Source organism: Aeromonas sp. 1HA1, from assembly GCF_029237385.1.
Classification (GTDB): Bacteria; Pseudomonadota; Gammaproteobacteria; order Enterobacterales; family Aeromonadaceae; genus Aeromonas; species Aeromonas popoffii.
On record NZ_JAACGC010000018.1, the window covers coordinates 33,288 to 50,953 of the forward strand.

18 protein-coding genes are annotated in these 17,666 nt (G+C 61.7%); 15 read left to right on the plus strand and 3 right to left on the minus strand.

Going from position 1 to position 17,666, the window contains the following annotated elements:
• The first annotated feature begins 20 nt into the window (after positions 1–20).
• The 14 genes from holA (at position 21) to GWQ22_RS08255 (ending at position 12,826) form a co-directional block, all read left to right on the plus strand.
• Entirely contained in the window at positions 21–1,058 is a 1,038-nt protein-coding gene (gene holA, locus GWQ22_RS08190) for a DNA polymerase III subunit delta (protein ID WP_108535389.1), read from the plus strand.
• 14 nt (positions 1,059–1,072) lie between these two features.
• A complete protein-coding gene (nadD, locus tag GWQ22_RS08195) occupies positions 1,073–1,717 on the plus strand; it encodes a nicotinate-nucleotide adenylyltransferase (RefSeq protein ID WP_275930009.1) in 645 nt (214 codons plus the stop codon).
• A 173-nt stretch (positions 1,718–1,890) separates the two neighbouring features.
• Positions 1,891–2,232, plus strand: coding sequence for a ribosome silencing factor (gene rsfS / locus GWQ22_RS08200; protein WP_042034721.1), 342 nt, complete (start codon positions 1,891–1,893; stop codon positions 2,230–2,232).
• Positions 2,233–2,254: 22 nt separating this feature from the next.
• Positions 2,255–2,722, plus strand: coding sequence for a 23S rRNA (pseudouridine(1915)-N(3))-methyltransferase RlmH (gene rlmH, locus GWQ22_RS08205; RefSeq protein ID WP_042034723.1), 468 nt, complete (start codon positions 2,255–2,257; stop codon positions 2,720–2,722).
• A 47-nt stretch (positions 2,723–2,769) separates the two neighbouring features.
• On the plus strand, positions 2,770–4,686 hold the full coding sequence (mrdA, locus tag GWQ22_RS08210; RefSeq protein WP_275929991.1) for a penicillin-binding protein 2: 1,917 nt from the start codon (positions 2,770–2,772) through the stop codon (positions 4,684–4,686).
• Positions 4,679–5,782: a rod shape-determining protein RodA gene (rodA, locus tag GWQ22_RS08215; protein WP_042034725.1), complete on the plus strand. Its 1,104-nt coding sequence runs from the start codon at positions 4,679–4,681 to the stop codon at positions 5,780–5,782. Before mrdA ends, rodA begins: the two co-directional genes overlap by 8 nt.
• A complete protein-coding gene (mltB, locus tag GWQ22_RS08220) occupies positions 5,782–6,780 on the plus strand; it encodes a lytic murein transglycosylase B (RefSeq protein WP_275929992.1) in 999 nt (332 codons plus the stop codon). The genes rodA and mltB overlap by 1 nt, the downstream gene beginning before the upstream one ends.
• The gene (locus tag GWQ22_RS08225) at positions 6,722–7,669 is read left to right on the plus strand and encodes a septal ring lytic transglycosylase RlpA family protein (protein ID WP_275929993.1); all 948 of its coding nucleotides are present in this window, start codon (positions 6,722–6,724) and stop codon (positions 7,667–7,669) included. Before mltB ends, GWQ22_RS08225 begins: the two co-directional genes overlap by 59 nt.
• Before the next feature lie 195 nt (positions 7,670–7,864).
• Positions 7,865–9,055 carry a serine hydrolase gene (locus GWQ22_RS08230; RefSeq protein ID WP_042034728.1) on the plus strand — a complete coding sequence of 397 codons (1,191 nt, stop codon included), beginning with the start codon at positions 7,865–7,867 and terminating at the stop codon, positions 9,053–9,055.
• A 279-nt stretch (positions 9,056–9,334) separates the two neighbouring features.
• Entirely contained in the window at positions 9,335–9,598 is a 264-nt protein-coding gene (ybeD, locus tag GWQ22_RS08235) for a DUF493 family protein YbeD (RefSeq protein ID WP_042034729.1), read from the plus strand.
• Positions 9,599–9,692: 94 nt separating this feature from the next.
• On the plus strand, positions 9,693–10,382 hold the full coding sequence (gene lipB / locus GWQ22_RS08240; protein WP_275929994.1) for a lipoyl(octanoyl) transferase LipB: 690 nt from the start codon (positions 9,693–9,695) through the stop codon (positions 10,380–10,382).
• Positions 10,383–10,466: 84 nt separating this feature from the next.
• The gene (gene lipA, locus GWQ22_RS08245) at positions 10,467–11,432 is read left to right on the plus strand and encodes a lipoyl synthase (protein ID WP_042034731.1); all 966 of its coding nucleotides are present in this window, start codon (positions 10,467–10,469) and stop codon (positions 11,430–11,432) included.
• Positions 11,433–11,631: 199 nt separating this feature from the next.
• On the plus strand, positions 11,632–12,114 hold the full coding sequence (locus GWQ22_RS08250; RefSeq protein ID WP_275929995.1) for a GNAT family N-acetyltransferase: 483 nt from the start codon (positions 11,632–11,634) through the stop codon (positions 12,112–12,114).
• Positions 12,115–12,253: 139 nt separating this feature from the next.
• Positions 12,254–12,826: an alpha/beta fold hydrolase gene (locus GWQ22_RS08255; RefSeq protein ID WP_275929996.1), complete on the plus strand. Its 573-nt coding sequence runs from the start codon at positions 12,254–12,256 to the stop codon at positions 12,824–12,826.
• A gap of 395 nt (positions 12,827–13,221) precedes the next feature.
• Here GWQ22_RS08255 and GWQ22_RS08260 read toward each other — a convergent pair whose 3' ends face one another.
• The 3 genes from GWQ22_RS08260 to GWQ22_RS08270 all read right to left on the minus strand — a co-directional run bounded on the left by GWQ22_RS08260 (position 13,222) and on the right by GWQ22_RS08270 (position 16,982).
• Positions 13,222–14,403: a MerR family transcriptional regulator gene (locus tag GWQ22_RS08260; protein ID WP_275929997.1), complete on the minus strand. Its 1,182-nt coding sequence runs from the start codon at positions 14,401–14,403 to the stop codon at positions 13,222–13,224.
• A 166-nt stretch (positions 14,404–14,569) separates the two neighbouring features.
• A complete protein-coding gene (gene recJ, locus GWQ22_RS08265) occupies positions 14,570–16,300 on the minus strand; it encodes a single-stranded-DNA-specific exonuclease RecJ (RefSeq protein ID WP_275929998.1) in 1,731 nt (576 codons plus the stop codon).
• Positions 16,266–16,982, minus strand: a complete 717-nt coding sequence (locus tag GWQ22_RS08270; protein ID WP_275929999.1) for a disulfide isomerase DsbC N-terminal domain-containing protein — start codon at positions 16,980–16,982, stop codon at positions 16,266–16,268. The genes recJ and GWQ22_RS08270 overlap by 35 nt, the downstream gene beginning before the upstream one ends.
• A gap of 259 nt (positions 16,983–17,241) precedes the next feature.
• On the opposite strand from GWQ22_RS08270, the gene mscL reads away from it, so the two are divergent.
• On the plus strand, positions 17,242–17,649 hold the full coding sequence (mscL, locus tag GWQ22_RS08275) for a large-conductance mechanosensitive channel protein MscL (protein ID WP_275930000.1): 408 nt from the start codon (positions 17,242–17,244) through the stop codon (positions 17,647–17,649).
• The last annotated feature ends 17 nt before the right edge of the window (positions 17,650–17,666 follow it).

Below are 17,666 nucleotides of genomic sequence, written 5' to 3' on the forward strand. Positions count from 1 at the left end.
CTCAACCAGGCCAAGTTCTGATGCGGATCTACCCCGAGCAGTTTGCGGATCATCTCAAGGCAGGGCTCAAGCCCTGCTACCTCATCTTTGGTGACGAGCCCCTGCTCAAGCTGGAGGCCATCGACGCCATCCGTCAGGCCGCCCGCAAACAAGGGTTCGATGAGCGCCATACCTTCGTGGTGGAGCAGGGACTGGACTGGAATCAGGTTTATGATGCCTGTCAGGCCATGAGCCTCTTCTCCGCCCGCCAAATCATCGAGCTGGAGCTGCCGGCCAAGGTCGACAAAGATCTGGCCGCCCGCATCAGCGAGATTGGCAAGCAACTGCATCCGGATCTGCTGCTGGTGCTCAGCGGTGGTCGCCTCAACCAAACCCAGATGAAGGCGGCCTGGTTCGACAAGCTCAGCCAGAACGGCACCTATGTGCCGGTCAATCACCCCGAGCCACGCTTCTTTCCGCGCTGGATGAGCGCCCGCTTCCAACGTTTCGGCCTCAAGGCGCTGCCGGATGCCATCAACTTCATGTGCCACTCCTACGAGGGCAACCTGCTGGCCGCCAGCCAGGAGATAGAAAAGCTGACCCTGCTGGCGCCGCCCCAGCCCATCAGCGTCGCCTATCTGCAAGAGACCATAGTACGCCACGCCCATTTCACGCCATTCCAGCTCATCGATACCCTGCTGGAGGGCAAGGTGAACCGGGCCCAGCGCATCCTGCTGGCCCTGCGTGCCGAGGGCACAGAGCCCGGCATGCTCGCCTGGGCCCTGTGCCGCGAGCTGGAGCAGCTCACCGAGCTGGCCCTGGCCGCCAGAGCCGGTCAACCGCTGGTGGAACACTTCTCCCGCCTGCGTATCTGGCAGAGCCGCCAGCAGTTGATCCAGCAGGCCCTGACCCGGCTGCCCTTCACCAAATTGCAGCAGCTGTGGCAGCTGATGGCCCAGCTTGACGACGCCCAGCGTCGCTTCGACACCGAGCAAGCCTGGCTGATGTTGCAGACCATAGCCCTGGGTTTTCGCGATGGCACCCCGTTGCCGCTGGTCATGGAGAGCAGCCCGTGCTGAAGGCTGCGATCAGCCTGCTGAGGGCTCCTATCGGCCTGCTTGGCGGCACCTTCGACCCTATCCATATCGGCCACCTGCGACCGGCTATCGAGGCGCGGGACGCTATCGGGCTGGCCGAAATCCGGCTGATCCCGAACCATATTCCCCCCCATCGCGCCAACCCCTTCTGTTCGAGCGAGCAGCGCCTCGCTATGGTCAAACTGGCGGCCGCAGAGAATGCGGGATTCGTGGTGGATGAGCGGGAGCTCAAGCGGGACAAGCCCTCCTGGACCATAGACACCCTGATTGAGCTGCGTCATGAACTGCCCGACACCCCGCTCTGCTTTCTGATGGGGATGGACTCCTTGCTCGGCCTGCCTGGCTGGCACCGCTGGCAAGAGCTGCTCGATCATGCCCACCTGGTGGTGAGTGTGCGACCGGGCTGGCAACCTGATTACCCGGGGGAAGTTGCCGAGCTGCTGGCTCGCCATCACACCACGGATGCCACCGCGCTGCACCAGCGCCTGGCCGGCCATATCTGGCTGGCGGACAACCAACCCATCGAGCTGTCGGCCACCCGGCTCAGAGCCCTGCTGGCGGCCGGGGAGGATCCCCGCTACCTGCTGCCGCCGTCGGTGGCCGATTACATTCGGCAGCAAGGCCTCTACCCGGCAAGCTGACCGCAACCGGCGCCGACTATTGTCTCTGCCGGTTGCGCACTATATTGATCAACAGGGGCCTGGTTTGCCAAGCGGGCACGGCCCCCGTTCCACTCCCCTTCGCCAGACTGGGAAACGGGAGTGACCATGATATAATCCGCCGCCCTCAGGCGTCGGAACACAGGAGAAGATCATTGCAAGGCCAAGAACTGCATGCCTTTATCGTCGACAAGATCGATGACATGAAAGGCCGCGACATCATCACCCTTGATGTGCGCGGTAAATCCAGCATCACAGACACCATGATCGTCTGTTCCGGCAACTCCAGTCGCCACGTCAGCGCCATCGCCCATCATCTGGCCAGCGAAGCTCGCCATGCCGGGCTCGATCTGCTGAGCGTGGAGGGCCAGCTCACGGGGGAATGGGTACTGGTGGACCTGGGACAAGCCATAGTGCACGTGATGCAGGACGAATATCGCGACTTCTACCAACTGGAAAAACTCTGGGGCGCTACCGCTCAAGTGAATGCGCAATAACAGAGCACAAGTGTAACAAACGATGAAGATCCAGTTGATTGCAGTGGGCACCAAGATGCCTGCCTGGGTAGAGCGTGGCTTCGAAGAGTACCGTCGCCGTTTCCCCAAAGACATGCCGTTCGAGCTGGTCGAGATCGGCGCCGGAAAGCGCGGCAAAAATGCCGATATTCCCCGCATCCTGCAAAAAGAAGGGGAAGCCATGCTGGCCGCCGCTGGCCGCTCGCGTATCGTGACCCTGGATATTCCCGGCAAACCCTGGACCACGGAGCAGCTCGCCGTGCAACTGGAAGCCTGGAAGCTGGATGGTCGCGACGTGGCACTGCTGGTCGGGGGCCCGGAGGGCTTGTCGCCCGAGTGCAAGGCCGCCGCCGAGCAGAGCTGGTCGCTGTCGCCGCTGACCCTGCCCCACCCGCTGGTGCGGGTGCTGGTGGCCGAGAGCCTCTATCGCGCCTGGAGCATCACTACCAATCATCCGTACCACAGGGAATAACCCATGGGGTTTTTGTCTTCTCCCTTCGTCTGTCATAAGGTAGCGGCATGCTGAAGAATCGCATCGAAATGCGCGACCACAGCGCCGAGGGTCGCCTCTTCTTCCGACGCACCCTGGTCGCCTACATTGGCATGATAGTGCTGATGCTGGTGCTGCTGGGTAATCTCTATTACCTGCAGGTCGAATCCTTCGAGACCTATCAGACCCGCTCCAATGACAACCGGATCCGGGTCGTGCCCGTGGCGCCGCCACGTGGCCTCATCTATGACGCCAACGGTGTGCTGCTGGCGGAGAACCGCCCCGTCTACAGCCTGGAAATCGTGCCGGAAGAGACCAAAGACCTGGAAAAGACCGCCGACGAACTGATCACCCTGCTGGCACTGCCGGAAGGCACCAAGGAGAAGTTCCTGGCCGAGGTCAAACGCCAGCGCCGTTTCAAGCCGGTGGCTCTGTTCGAGAAGCTGACCGAGTATCAGGTCGCGCTCTTCTCGGTCAACCAGCACAACTATCCGGGCGCCAGCATAGAGGCCTACCTCAAGCGCTACTATCCGTTTGGTGACACCCTCACTCATGCGCTGGGCTACGTGGCCAAGATCAACACCCGCGACGTGGAGCGCCTCGACAAGGAGGACAAGCTCGCCAACTATGCCGCCACCAAGGATATCGGCAAGCAGGGAGTGGAGAAGTTCTACGAGGATCAGCTGCACGGGGTGGCCGGGTATCAGGAGGTCGAGGTCAACAACCGCGGCCGCGTGGTGCGCACCCTCAAATTCCAGCCACCCGAGCCCGGCAAGGACATCTACCTCAACATCGACATTCGCCTGCAGCTTAAAGCACAAGAGTTGCTGGCCGGTCGCCGGGGCGCCATCGTCATGATGGATCCCAATACCGGCGCCATCCTGGCCATGGAGTCGAGCCCGAGCTACGACCCCAACCTGTTCGTGACCGGCATCTCTAACACCAACTATTCGGCGCTGCTCAACGATCCGGCCCGCCCGCTGGTGAATCGCACCACTCAGGGCATCTATGCCCCCGCCTCCACCGTCAAGCCCATGCTGGCAGTGATGGGGTTGAACGAGGGGGCCATCACCCCCAACTACCGCTACTTCGGCGGCCCCAGCTTCTCCATCCCGGGCACCACCAAGAAGTTTCGCGACTGGCGCCGCTGGGGCCATGGCTGGCTTGATGTCTACCGCGCCATCGAGGTGTCGGCAGATACCTATTTCTACGATCTCGCCTATCGGGTCGGCATCGACAAAATGCATAACTACATGACCAAATTTGGCTTTGGTCAGTACAGTGGGGTCGATATCTATGAGGAGACCAAGGGGGTCATGCCATCAAGAGACTGGAAGATGGCTCGCTGGCGCCAGCCCTGGTATCAGGGTGACACCATCTCTGTCGGTATCGGTCAGGGCTACTGGAGCGCCACCCCGATCCAGCTGGCCAAGGCCACCAGCATACTGACCCAGAACGGCCACGATGTGACGCCACACCTGCTCAAGAGCACGGCCTCGCAGGATGGGGTTGTCAACGCCCCCGTCAACCCGAACATGGCGCTCAAGGCCAAGAATGATGCCTATTGGCAGGTAGCCAAGGACGGCATGTGGCGCGTCATCAACGGCACTGAAGGCACCGGGCGCCGCGCCTTTGCCAACACCCCCTACAAAGCGGCAGGCAAGTCAGGCACCGCCCAGGTGGTGGGCATGAAAGAGAACCAGGTCTACGACGCCAGCACCATGAAGGTGGAACACCGTGACAACGCCCTGTTCGTCGCCTTTGCTCCGTTTGACGCCCCAAAGGCCGTAGTCGCCTTGGTGCTGGAAAACGCCGGCGGCGGCAGTAGCATGGCCGCGCCAGTGGCACGCCAGATGCTGGATGCCTATCTGGTGCCACCAGAACCCCAGTTGCCACCGGCTCCCAAGCAGCCGCCCACATCACCCGAGGCCGTTTCCCATGAGTAATTCCGCGCAGCGACAGAGCATCTGGTACCGGCTGCATATCGACCTGCCGCTGTTTCTCGGCCTGCTGGCCCTGATGTCCCTCTCCATGGTGGTGCTCTACTCTGCCTCAGGTCAGAGCGTGGACTCCATCGTGCGCCAGCTGGTGCGCGGCGGACTGGCCTTCGGCCTGATGATCGGCATGGCCCAGCTGCCTCCTTCCCTCTACGCGCGCTGGTCTGTGCCGCTGTTCGTAGTGGTGGTGCTGCTGCTCATTGCGGTGGACGTGTTCGGCCACATCGGCAAGGGGGCCCAGCGCTGGCTGGATCTCGGCTTCATGAAGTTCCAGCCCTCCGAGGTGATGAAGGTCTCCATGCCCATCATGGTGGCAGCCTGGCTCAGCCGCCATTCGCTGCCCCCCAAATTCAGCCATGTGGTCATCGCCCTGGTGATGGTGCTGCTGCCCACCCTGCTGATCGCCGCCCAGCCCGATCTCGGCACCTCCATTCTGGTGGCTGCCTCCGGCTTCTTCGTCATCTTCCTGGCGGGGATCAGCTGGTGGCTGATCGGCCTGGCGGTGCTGCTCATCTGCGCCTTCATGCCGGTGCTCTGGTTCTTCTTGATGCATGACTACCAGCGCCAGCGGGTACTGATGCTGCTCGACCCGGAAAAAGACCCGCTTGGGCGCGGCTATCACATCATACAGTCCAAGATAGCGATCGGCTCCGGCGGCGTCTTTGGCAAGGGCTGGCTGCAAGGCACCCAGTCCCAGCTTGAATTTCTGCCCGAACGCCACACCGACTTTATCTTTGCGGTCTTCAGCGAGGAGTTCGGACTGGTGGGGGTCGCCTTGCTGCTGGTCATCTATCTCTACATCATCAGCCGCTGCCTGTTCATCTCCATGCAGGCCCAGAACAGCTTCGAGCGTCTGCTCGGGGGCGCCCTGACCCTCACTTTCTTCGTCTATGTGTTCGTCAACATGGGCATGGTGAGTGGCATACTGCCGGTGGTAGGGGTGCCCCTGCCACTGGTGAGCTACGGCGGTACCTCCATGGTGACCCTGATGGCGGGTTTCGGCATCCTGATGTCGATCCAGACCCACAGAAGGCTGCTGGCCTGATGAGAGGGGGCTGGTTGGCGCTCGCCCTGTGCTCGCTGACGGCGAGTGCCGCCCCGGAGCCCGCGCGGCTGGCCCTGCTCGCCGAACAGCAGCAGGTGCCGCTGGCCGAATTGCAGGCGGCCACGGCGCAGGCCCGGTTGCGCCAAGAGGTACTCGACACCATCAGCCGACCGTGGGAGGCCAAGCCCTGGCATCGCTACCGCCCGCTGTTCGTCACTCCGGATCGCATCCGTGACGGGCAGCAGTTCTGGCAGCAGCATGCGGCGACGCTGGCCCGCGCAGAGCAGACCTATCGGGTGCCCGCCTCCCTCATCGTCGCCATCATCGGCATAGAGACCTTCTACGGCCGCCAGATGGGCCGCCACTCGGTGCTCGACAGCCTCTACACCCTGGGATTTCACTACCCCGCGCGCGAGGAGTACTTCGCCAAGGAATTTGCCCAGCTGGTGCTGCTGGCCAAAGAGGAGAAGTGGCCACTCACCCGCCTCAAGGGCTCCTATGCGGGCGCCATGGGCATGGGGCAGTTCATGCCTTCCAGTTACCGCCACTACGCTGTCGATTTTGACGGGGATGGCAAGCGGGATCTGTTTGCCAACCCGGTGGATGCCATCGGCAGCGTCGCCAACTATTTCGCCGAGCATCAATGGCGCTGGGGCGAGTCTGCCGTCGAGCCCGCCTTGATCGGCCTGGCCCCCGTCAGTGCTCTGCTCAGACCCGAGCCCGAGCTCAAGCAGCAGTGGGCAGAGCTGGCCGCCGCCGGCATTGAACTCGCCACACAGTTGGCGCCACAGACGCCAGTGAAATTGCTGGTATTGGAACAGGCCGATGGACCGGAATACTGGGTCGCGCGCCACAATTTTTATGTGATCACCCGCTATAACCGCAGCCCTCTCTATGCGATGGCGGCACATCAACTCAGTCAAGCAATCCAGGAAGCGTATGCATTACAGCCACAAATTTCTCCCGCTCAGCCTGAGCTTGTTGCTGGCCGCCTGTAGCAGCCAGCCGGAGCAGGCCCCCCTGCCGCAGGAACCCGTCCAGCAGGAAAAACCCCAGGTCATCGAGATCCCGCAAGCCACAGGCGCCATACCACGTCCCGAGCCCCTGAGTGCCAGCGGCAACCGTGACTACTGGATCGGCAAGCAGAAGCACGAGGTGTGGCGCGACATCAAACACTACAGCGAAGAGGGCACCGCCAGCTGGCTGTCGCCGGACTTGGATGGCCAGAAGACCGCCAACGGCGATGTGCTGGACAGCACGCTGTTCAGCGCAGCCCACCGCAACCTGCCGCTGCCAAGCTATGTGCGGGTCACCAACCTGGCCAACGGGCTGGAGACTATCGTGCGAGTCAACGATCGCGGCCCGTCCGACAGCACTCGCCTCATCGATCTCTCCTACGCTGCCGCCAAGCAGCTGGAGATGATCGATAGCGGTGAAGCGCGGGTACGGCTGGAGCTGATCAACGACAAACCGGATCAGATGATCGAAATGGTGCCCATGATGCCGATGCAACCCATGCAACCCATGCAACCGGCGCAGAGCCCAGCGATCCCGGCCGCGCCGAAAGCTGCGGCGCAGGCGGGTTTTATGGGTGAACCGACCTCGCTCGCCATGGCCACACCGGCCGCCAAACCTTCACAGGCCAAGGCGGCCGCCCCCGCCAGCAGCAGCGACGGCAAGATGATCCAGGTGCTGGCCAGCGGCTCCCAGCCCAGGGCGGAAGCCATGGGCAAGGTGATGACTCAGCGCTACGGCGTGCCATATCAGGTGGTGGTCCACGGCGCCCTCTTCCGGGTCCTGCTGGGACCGGTCGCCGCCGATCAGCAGGCAAGCCTGCTCGAGCAGATCCGTCAAGGAGGGGTGGAGCAAGCCTTTATCGTCCCCTGAAACCATGCGGCTCATCCCGGGTGAGCCAGCGTCTGGTGCCCGTCGTCACGTCGTTTCCCGGCGTGACGACGGCTCCCGATGGAGAAAAAACCAGACCAGATAGTACGCCGGACTATGACCGACGGGCGCTTCTGGTATAGTTAAGCCCGCATTTTAACTTGGGTTACCCCCCTTCCAGGCTCCAGGAGTTTCAAGATGTCCAAATTTGCCCGTTCAGTTATTCTGGCCTCCCTGATCAGCGCCACCGCCCAGGCCAATACGCCAGTCCCCACTCCGAATGCCGCCCCCATGGTCGTTCCCGCCGCGCCGGAGATCTCCGCCAAAGCCCATATTCTGATCGACTACTACTCGGGTCAGGTACTGGCAGAAGCCAATGCCGATGAACGCCTGCCGCCTGCCAGCCTGACCAAGATGATGACCTCCTACATCATTGGTCACGAGTTGCTGGAAGGAAACATCAAGAACACCGACATGGTGACCATCAGCAAAAACGCCTGGTCCAAAAACTACAGCGACTCCTCCAAGATGTTTATCGAGGTGGGCAAACAGGTCTCCGTCGATGATCTGAACAAGGGCATCATCATCCAGTCCGGCAATGACGCCTGTGTCGCCATGGCCGAATTCCTGGCGGGCAGCACGGACTCCTTTGCCAGCCTGATGAATGCCTGGTCCGCCAAGCTGGGGATGAAAGATACCCAATTCAAAAACCCCCACGGACTGGATGAAGAAGGTCACTACAGTACTGCTCGCGACATGGCTCGCCTAGGTCAGGCCCTGATCCACGATCAGCCGGAGGAGTACAAGATCTACGCCCAGAAATCCTTCGTGTTCAACGGCATCACCCAGCACAACCGTAACCGCCTGCTGTGGGATCAGTCCCTGCAAGTGGATGGCATCAAGACTGGCCACGTCAGCCAGGTCGGCTACAACCTGGTCTCCTCCGCCACCAACAACGAAGGCATGCGCCTGATCGCCGTGGTGCTGGGCGCCAACAGCGAAGGTTCCCGCGCCGCCGAGAGCAAGAAGCTGCTCACCTACGGTTTTCGCTTCTTCCAGAGCCTGACCCCGTACAAGGCCGGTACCGAGCTGGTCACCCAGAAGATCTGGATGGGCGACAAGTCTGAAGTGAAACTGGGCGTCGACAAGGATGTGTCCGTGCTGGTCACCCGTGGTCAGGGCAACAACCTGAAAGCGGACTTCCAGCTCGAGAGCGAACTGAAAGCCCCGCTGGCCAAGGGCCAACGGGTCGGTACCGTGTTCCTGAAGCAGGGCGACAAGGAGATCAAGCAGGTTCCGCTGGTCGCGCTGGAAGAAGTGCAGGAGGGCGGGCTGATGAGCCGTCTGTGGGATTACCTGGTGATGCTGGTCTCCAGCTGGTTCAAGTAAGAAAGACGCACAATCCTGACCAAACAGCGGCGCTAACAGGCGCCGCTGCTGTCTTTACCCGGTCATACCGGCGAATAACCCTGCATTCTGCAGGTTCCGCCGACTGTCGATTTGTGGTAAAAAGCAGCATCTCCATGTCTTGTCGAGCTGTCCGGGCCTTGATCTCTGCCCGGGCAATGCCCATATAGGCTTGTACATGACGGCCTGATGAGCCATAGGCCATCAGCCACGCAAGATTAAAGATGAAGTCATCCCGTGATGACGCCAAAAGGTGAGTAGATGAATACCAAGTTTGATGAACTGCTGGAGTTTCCCTGCAAGTTCCCGTTCAAGGTGCTCGGCGTTGCCGACCCGGCCCTGCCGGATCAGGTGGTGGAAGTGCTACAGCAACACGCCCCTGGTACTTACAGCCCGACCGTTCAACCCAGCACCAAGGGTAACTACCACTCGGTGCGGGTCACAGTAACGGCCCAAAGCAAGGAACATATCGAAGCCATGTATACCGCCCTCGGTAACATAGAGCTGGTTCGTTACGTCCTGTAAGCTGCCTCTCTCGCCCCGCCAGGGGCGATTGATTTTGTGCCACCCCGAGTGCTGACCCATGGTGCCGACTCAAGCACCAGCCTGTGAGGAAAAGATGTCACCCCAGATCCCCGCCCAGCCACAGCTGCTCGTCAGACACCTGGGTCGCCGCCCCTACCAGCCGGTATGGGACGCCATGAAGGCCTTCACCGATAGCCGCACCAGCGACACCCCGGACGAGTTCTGGGTGGTGGAGCACGATGCCGTCTATACCCAGGGCCAGGCCGGCAAGGCCGAGCACCTGCTCGCACCGGGCGATATCCCCGTGGTGCAGAGCGATCGCGGCGGTCAGGTAACCTATCACGGCCCTGGCCAGCTGGTGCTCTATGTCCTGGTGGATGTGCGCCGCAGCAAGCTGTCGGTGCGCAAGCTGGTGACCTGTCTGGAAACCGCCATCATCAAGACCCTGGCAAAGAGTGGAATTGAGGCTTATGCCAAACCCGATGCCCCCGGCGTCTATGTGAAGAACAAGCTGGGCACCTCGATGCAGACAGAAGCCAAACTGGCCTCGCTGGGCCTGCGCATCCGCAAGGGCTGCTCGTTCCACGGGCTGGCGCTCAATATCAACATGGACATGACCCCCTTCCTGCGCATCAACCCGTGCGGTTATGCGGGCATGGCCATGACCCAGACCAGCGACCTGGGCGGCCCGCAGAGCGTGGCCGAAGCACAGGCCCTGCTGGTGGCCGAACTGGCCAGCCTGATTGGCTATCACACGATCACGAATATCGACGATGCGGCCTGAGCAAGCCCTGCCGTACGGCCGCGAGGGCACAGAGATGACCCTGACGGCTATCAACCAAACAATAACAAACACCGAGAGTGAATCATGAGCAAACCCGTTCGTATGGAGCCGGGCGTCAAGCTGCGCGATGGCGATAAGATGGCCCTGATCCCGGTGAAATTCATGCCGGATCCCAACGAGGAAGTGCTGCGCAAACCGGACTGGATGCGGATCAAGCTGCCGCCGTCCAGCCAGAAGATCGAGCACATCAAGAGCACGCTGCGCAAGAACAAGCTGCACTCAGTGTGTGAAGAGGCCTCCTGCCCCAACCTGGCAGAGTGCTTCAACCATGGCACCGCCACCTTCATGATCATGGGCGCCATCTGCACCCGTCGTTGCCCCTTCTGCGACGTGGCCCACGGCCGCCCGCTGGCGCTGGATCCCGACGAGCCGAAGAAGCTGGCACTCACCATCAAGGAGATGGGGCTGAAATACGTGGTCATCACCTCGGTGGACCGCGACGATCTGCGTGACGGCGGTGCCCAGCACTTCGCCGACTGCATCAAGCAGATCCGCGAGCACAGCCCGCAGACCCGCATCGAGATCCTCACCCCGGACTTCCGTGGCCGGATGGAGCAGGCACTGGAGGTGTTCCGCGAGACGCCGCCGGACGTGTTCAACCACAACCTGGAAACCGCCCCGCGCATGTACCGTGTCGCCCGCCCCGGGGCCGACTACAAGTGGTCCCTTGAGCTGCTGCGCCGCATCAAGGAGATGCACCCCCATGTGCCGACCAAGTCCGGTGTCATGATGGGCCTTGGCGAGACTAACGAAGAGATAGTGCAGGTGCTCACCGATCTGCGCGAGCACGGTGTCAACATGCTGACCCTGGGCCAGTATCTGCAGCCGAGCCGCCACCACCTGCCGGTAAAGCGCTACGTACCGCCCGCAGAGTTTGACGAACTGAAGGATATCGCCATGGAGCTGGGCTTCTCCCACGCTGCCTGCGGCCCCTTCGTCCGCTCCTCCTACCATGCAGACCTGCAAGCCAAGGGTGAAGAGGTGAAATAACCGCCTCCACCCCTGGTCAAAAAAGAGCGCCCAAGGGCGCTCTTTTTTTATGGGCCAACCGCACACCATCTGTACCGGGCAACCGCAAGCGATGCGTCAGCGCCGTTTGCGCTCACTTCGCCGCCGGGTTAACGTGGGCACCCATTCGTCCGTTGAGTGATGTGCAGGATGCCAACCCCCCCTCGTTCGCCTGATCCCCATGAGCCAGGCCCACTACCCCGCCTACTGCGCCTGCTTCATCGAGGACTATGCGCAGGATCTCGCCAGCAATCATGGCCATGATCTCGCCACCGCCCGTCGCAAGGCCGAGGCCTCCCTGCAGTACTCTCTGCCGCAAGGGGTCGATACCGCTGGCCACGGTTTGCTCTGCATCCTGCCCGCCGGTGAAACGGAGGGGGCTGGCCCAGCGACAGCCGCAGAAATGCTGCCACTGGGCTATCTCTGGCACGCCATCGACCCCGATGCCAGCGCCACCTTTATCTATGACTTCTATGTCGCGCCGGCTCACCGCAGCCAGGGCATTGGCAAGGCCGCCATGGCGGTGCTGGAAACCGCGCTCAGGGCCAATGGCATCAGCCTGATCAAGCTGCGGGTCGCGTACGACAACCCGCGCGCCCTGGCGCTCTACCAGGAGGCGGGCTTCGCCATCACCGGCTACAACATGGCCAAGCGGCTGGGCTGAGCGGTTTGACCCGCCCCTGTACCACCCAGACAGGGGCGTGTCGTCACCCGGCAAGCGCTGCTATGATGTGGCCGCCCCGGCCAGTTGCCGCAGCGGCACGGTTTTTCATTCCCTGTTGTCCCGTTTCAGGATCAAGCTCATGTCACACACCCGCGTTTTCATCGTGCACGGCTACACTGCCTCCCCCCAGTCCCACTGGTTCCCCTGGCTCAAGCAGCAGCTCGAAACCCGCGATATTCATGTCGAGGTGCTGGCCATGCCAGACCCGCACCAGCCGACACCGGCTGCCTGGGATGCCGCCATGGACAACCTGGTCCGGGATCACGATGAGCGCACCTTCCTGCTGGGCCACAGCCTCGGCTGCATCGCCATACTGCGTCAGCTCAGCCGCCTGCCCGTCTCCCGCCGGGTGGGCGGGATCCTGCTTGTGTCCGGTTTCGACCAGCCGCTGCACACCCTGCCGGAGCTGGATCCCTTCATGCAGCCGGGCTACGACCCGGCGCACATCATGACCCTGGCCCCCCAACGCGTCGTGGTCGCCTCCCGCGACGATGCCATAGTGCCCTATCGCTACTGCCAGCATCTGAGCAAGCAGCTGGCTGCGCCGCTCTACAGCCTGGAGCAGGGTGGCCACTTCCTCGATCGGGACGGCTTCCTGACACTGCCGCTGGTCCATGACCGGCTGCTGGGGATGATAGCCCCCGCCGAATAGCAAAACGGCCACGCAAGTGGCCGTTTTCACAGGTGGCGCACCTAGAGTGACATGCCGGAGAGGACATGAAACCAAAGGGCATCAGCCCCACCACGGCAAAGGCAGCGAGCCACAGGATGCAGGTAATGACCAAGGTCATCGCACCGTGCTGTATGAGGTTTGGGGGGAAGCGACCAGAAACAGGCAAAGATCGGGCTCCTTCAGATATGACAGGAACGTGCGGATAAAAACATCACAAACCGTAAACTTATTGGATTTTTATATTTTAAAAAAATAAGTGCAAAACACTCGTTTATCACTGATCTCTGCATTCAAAAACCCAAACAACAAGCGGGGAAGCATCTGCTCCCCCGTCTGGTGACTGGCTTCCTCCCAAAGGGCGGCAACCACCCTCTTCACACCGCCTGCAAACAGCAGATCACATAGCCGTAACTACCCAGATATTGGCGGTGGATGGCCACTTCCCGGGTCAAGTCCTGCCAAGCGGGGCTCTCCCCCAGCTCGTCACAATAGCGCGCCAAATTGACCTCGATGGGGTCCAAATAGTTGTTCCAGGCGCTCATCGGCAATGGCGTGTGTGACAGGCAGCAGTAGCCTGCCGCTTTTACCGTCTCAAGCAGGCCCGCCAGCGTCTGCATGGCAGGATAATCCTGCTGCCAGAACGCCAACGCCTCCTCGGGCGGGTTATCGGTCAGCCAGACCGCATCGCTCAGCACGATGCAAGCCTGCGGGCTTGAAAGCAGCGGACGCCACGCTTTCAGCGCATTGGCAACACCCATCACGTAGGCACTCCCCTCCGCCCAGATGAGGTCTGCCTGGGCCAGATCGTCCGGCAGTGCCGCCATGTTGGCGCAGAGGGTGGAGACATGCTCAAAACCCGCCGCGCGGGCAGAGTGCGCCACGGCGGCCAGTGCCTCCTCTTCCAGATCGATGGCCACAATGTCAGCATCGGTCACCTGAGCCAGCGCCATGGTTGACGCCCCACGCCCGCAGCCCATGTCGAGGATCCGGCGAGGCCGGATGGGCAACGCAGCAAACTGCTGCTGGGTGAAGGCGCGATGCCCCGGCCCCCAGTAACTCATGCCATCCAGCAGCTGGATAAAATCTTTGATGTAACGCTCATGTTCATTCATGTCTTTGCTCAACCATTGCAAGTGGTAGCGATCTTTCTCGCTAAAACCCTGTTTCATCACCCACGCGAAGTAGGCCTCTGGCGCCTCGCGCTGCAGTTGCAACTGCCACGCCTTGAATGCGTCGCCGGAGCTCGGGCGCAGCCCTGCCAGATCCGCCAGCAGATCCCGGGCGCGCTGCATTTGCGCAAGCTCCTCATCCAGCTCCCTGACCCGGGCCTGCAATGCCGCCTGATCTATCTCGCCAGCCAGACAGGCGAGGCACTGCCTGAGGCTGAGACCACCTGCCTGCAGGGCCTGCACCATCTGCAGCCGCTGCAGATCCCCCTCGTCATAGTGGCGATAGCCGTTGGCGGCCCGGGTGCCCGCAATCACCCCCAGCTTCTCGTAATAGAGCAGGGTGGAGCGGGCGAGGCCGCAGCGGCGGGCCAATTCGGATATTTTCATGGCAATCACTCACGGTGCAGGCCCTCAGGTGACCCGATAGAGACGAGCTTAAACTGTGAAGCTATAGACGGGTCAACACTATTTTCCAGACATCAGTTAACAAAAACGGCCACCCGAGGGCGGCCGTCGTCAGCGATGTCAACGATAAATTAGCGATGCTACCGGTTCAGAGACCGGTCGCTTCCAGATGCTCCACCAGCAGCTGCACGCTGCGGTTGCCGCGCCACTCGTTGACATCGAGCCGATAGACCAGCCGCACCCGCTTCACAGAGGCATCGGGCCAACGCTTGAGATCGACGCCAAAAGCGATGGCATCCACCGCATGGCCCGAATCCGTGGTCAGCATCATCTTGAGGTGTTTCTCCCCCACCAGCCGCTGCTGTACCAGCACGAATTCGCCGTCAAACAGCGGCTCAGGGAAGGCCTGACCCCAGGGGCCGGAGGCGCGAATGAGCTCTGCCAGCTCAAGGCTGAGCTCATCCGGCAATAATTCGCCATCGGTGAGCAGCACCCCGGTCAGCAGCTCGGGGGTTACCAGTTCGCTGATGACCCCCTCGAAGGCGCGGCCGAAGGCCTCGATGTTGGCCTTGGGCAGGGTCAGCCCCGCCGCCATGGCGTGGCCGCCAAACTTGCCCATCAGGCCGGGGTGGCGGGTATCGAGCAATTCGAGGGCATCGCGCAGATGCACGCCGGGGATGGAGCGGCCGGAGCCCTTGAGCTCGGTCTCGCTGCTCTCGGCGAAGGCAATAACCGGCCTGTAGTACTGCTCCTTCACCTTGGAGGCCACCAGCCCCACCACCCCCTGATGCCACTCGTCTCTGTGCAGCACTATGCCGGAGGGCACCTCTCCGTCACGAAAGCGGATCTGCTCCAGGGTCGCGAGCGCCTCCTGCTGCATCCCCTGCTCTATCTCCTTGCGCTCCTGGTTGAGGCTGTCCATCTCGGAGGCGAGCTGGCGCGCCAGATTGAGGTCATCGCTGAGCAGACAGGCGACCCCGAGGGACATGTCATCGAGCCGGCCCACTGCGTTGAGGCGCGGCCCCAGCGCAAAGCCAAGATCGGCGGCGGTGAGACGGCGCCCATCGCGGCCCGATACGTCCACCAGCGCCTGGATGCCGGGACGGCAACGACCAGCCCGGATCCGCTGTAGCCCCTGATGCACCAGGATGCGGTTGTTGCCATCGAGCGCCACCACGTCGGCGACCGTGCCGAGCGCCACCAGATCCAGATAATCCGCCACATTGGGGGCTCGAATCCCCTGCCGCTCGTACCAGCCCAGCTGGCGCAGGTGGGTGTTGAGGGCCGCCATCAGATAGAAGGCCACCCCCACCCCGGCCAGTGACTTGGAGGGAAAGTCGCAGCCGCGCTGGTTGGGGTTCACTATCGCGTCGGCAGCAGGCAGCTCCTGGCCCGGCAGGTGATGATCGGTGACCAGCACCTGCATGCCGGCCATCTTGGCCGCCGCCACCCCAGCGATGCTGGAGATGCCGTTGTCTACCGTGATGAGAAACTCGGCGCCACGCGCCACCGCCAGCTCGACTATCTCCGGCGTGAGGCCGTAGCCGAACTCGAAGCGATTGGGCACCAGAAAATCGATGTGGTGACCGCCCATGGCCCGCAGCGCCAGCACGCACAGGGCCGAGCTGGTGGCGCCGTCACAGTCAAAGTCACCGACGATCAGGATACGCTGCTGAGCCGTGAGCGCCGCCGCCAGCAGCGGCACCGCCTGCTCCATACCAAACAGACGCTGGGGCGGCAGCAGCGAGCTGGCACTGCGCTCCAGCAGGACGGGATCCTCTACGCCACGGCTGGCGAAGACTTGGCGAAGCAGTGGATGCAGGGTGGCGGGCAGATGAGAATCATCAACTCGCGGACGACGACGGATTTGCAGGGGCATTGATGTGATCCAGTATCTTGAGCAGTTGTTCAGGGCTCTGATAACCCCGCACCAGATCCCCGTTTGGCAGGACCCAGCTCGGCAGCGCCTTGATCCCGAGCCACTGGCTCAGGCCGATATGATGGGCAAGGATCTCATTACAACCGGCCGTAGGCAAACGATCACTGAGACTGAGTTCACTGAACAGACCGGGATCGCACCAGCGCGCCTGCGCCTCGGCCAGATCGGCGAAGGTTCCCAGCGCTGGCAACAGCTGCACGCTCACCCCCAGCGCCTGCAGTATGGGCAGCTCATCGAGCGCGGCACGGCAGCGGCTGCAGGTCAGGTCGGTAAACAAGGTGACGCTGTGACGCTCGGGTACCGCCTTGAGCTGCATACGCCGTTCGCCGATCTGGGTCAGGGCCCGCTGCCGTTGCTGACGCTGGCCCTGCATGGTGAGGTTTTTCATGTCGTGGCCCAGATCCAGCATGATGCCCTGGAGCACATAGTCTCCCTTGGCATCGGTATAGAGCGGCCCCTGAGCCGTGCCCAGCATAAAGAGGCCAGGCATGGGGGTTTCATCCACCAGATACACCTGTACCCCGAGCCGCTGCTCTATACGCTGTTTCAATAATTGGGGATCCATCCCCGCGCTGGCAGCAAACGTGCACAGCAGCATCATTCCCAGTAGTAAATGCTTCACTCTTTTACTCACTTGGCATGAACGAATGGACTCACAAGGTAACTCAGGCTATATCCAGGTCTCAACCTGTTAATTACTTACTGATTAATAGTGGAGGTCACAAAAAATCCTTCTCTGACAGGTTGCCAATTGGGCAGAGGCCCAGCAAGCTAGCCGTGACGACAGGAAACAAGACGGTCATCCCTCTGTTTTCCTGATATTTTATTATTCAAACGTGGGTGCGACAGCGGTCGCACTCTGCCCAATTGGGGAGGGAAACATGAGTCTGATCCAAGAGTTCAAGGCCTTTGCAGCAAGAGGCAACGTCATCGACATGGCGGTTGGCATCATCATTGGTGCCGCCTTCGGCAAGATCGTCTCCTCCTTCGTGGGTGACGTGATCATGCCGCCAATTGGTCTGGTCCTGGGGGGAGTGGACTTCAGCGATCTCGTCGTGACTCTGAAGGACGCCGAAGGTGCCACCCCGGCCGTGGTCATCGCCTACGGCAGGTTCATCCAGACCATCATCGATTTCCTGATCATCGCCTTCGCCATCTTCATGGGGCTCAAAGCCATCAACACCCTCAAGAAGAAACAGGAAGAGGCCACCACTCCCGCTGGCCCCACCAAGGATCAGGAGCTGCTGAGCGAAATCCGCGATCTGCTCAAATCCCAGCAGGGAAAATAAGCGCCAACTCCTGTCGT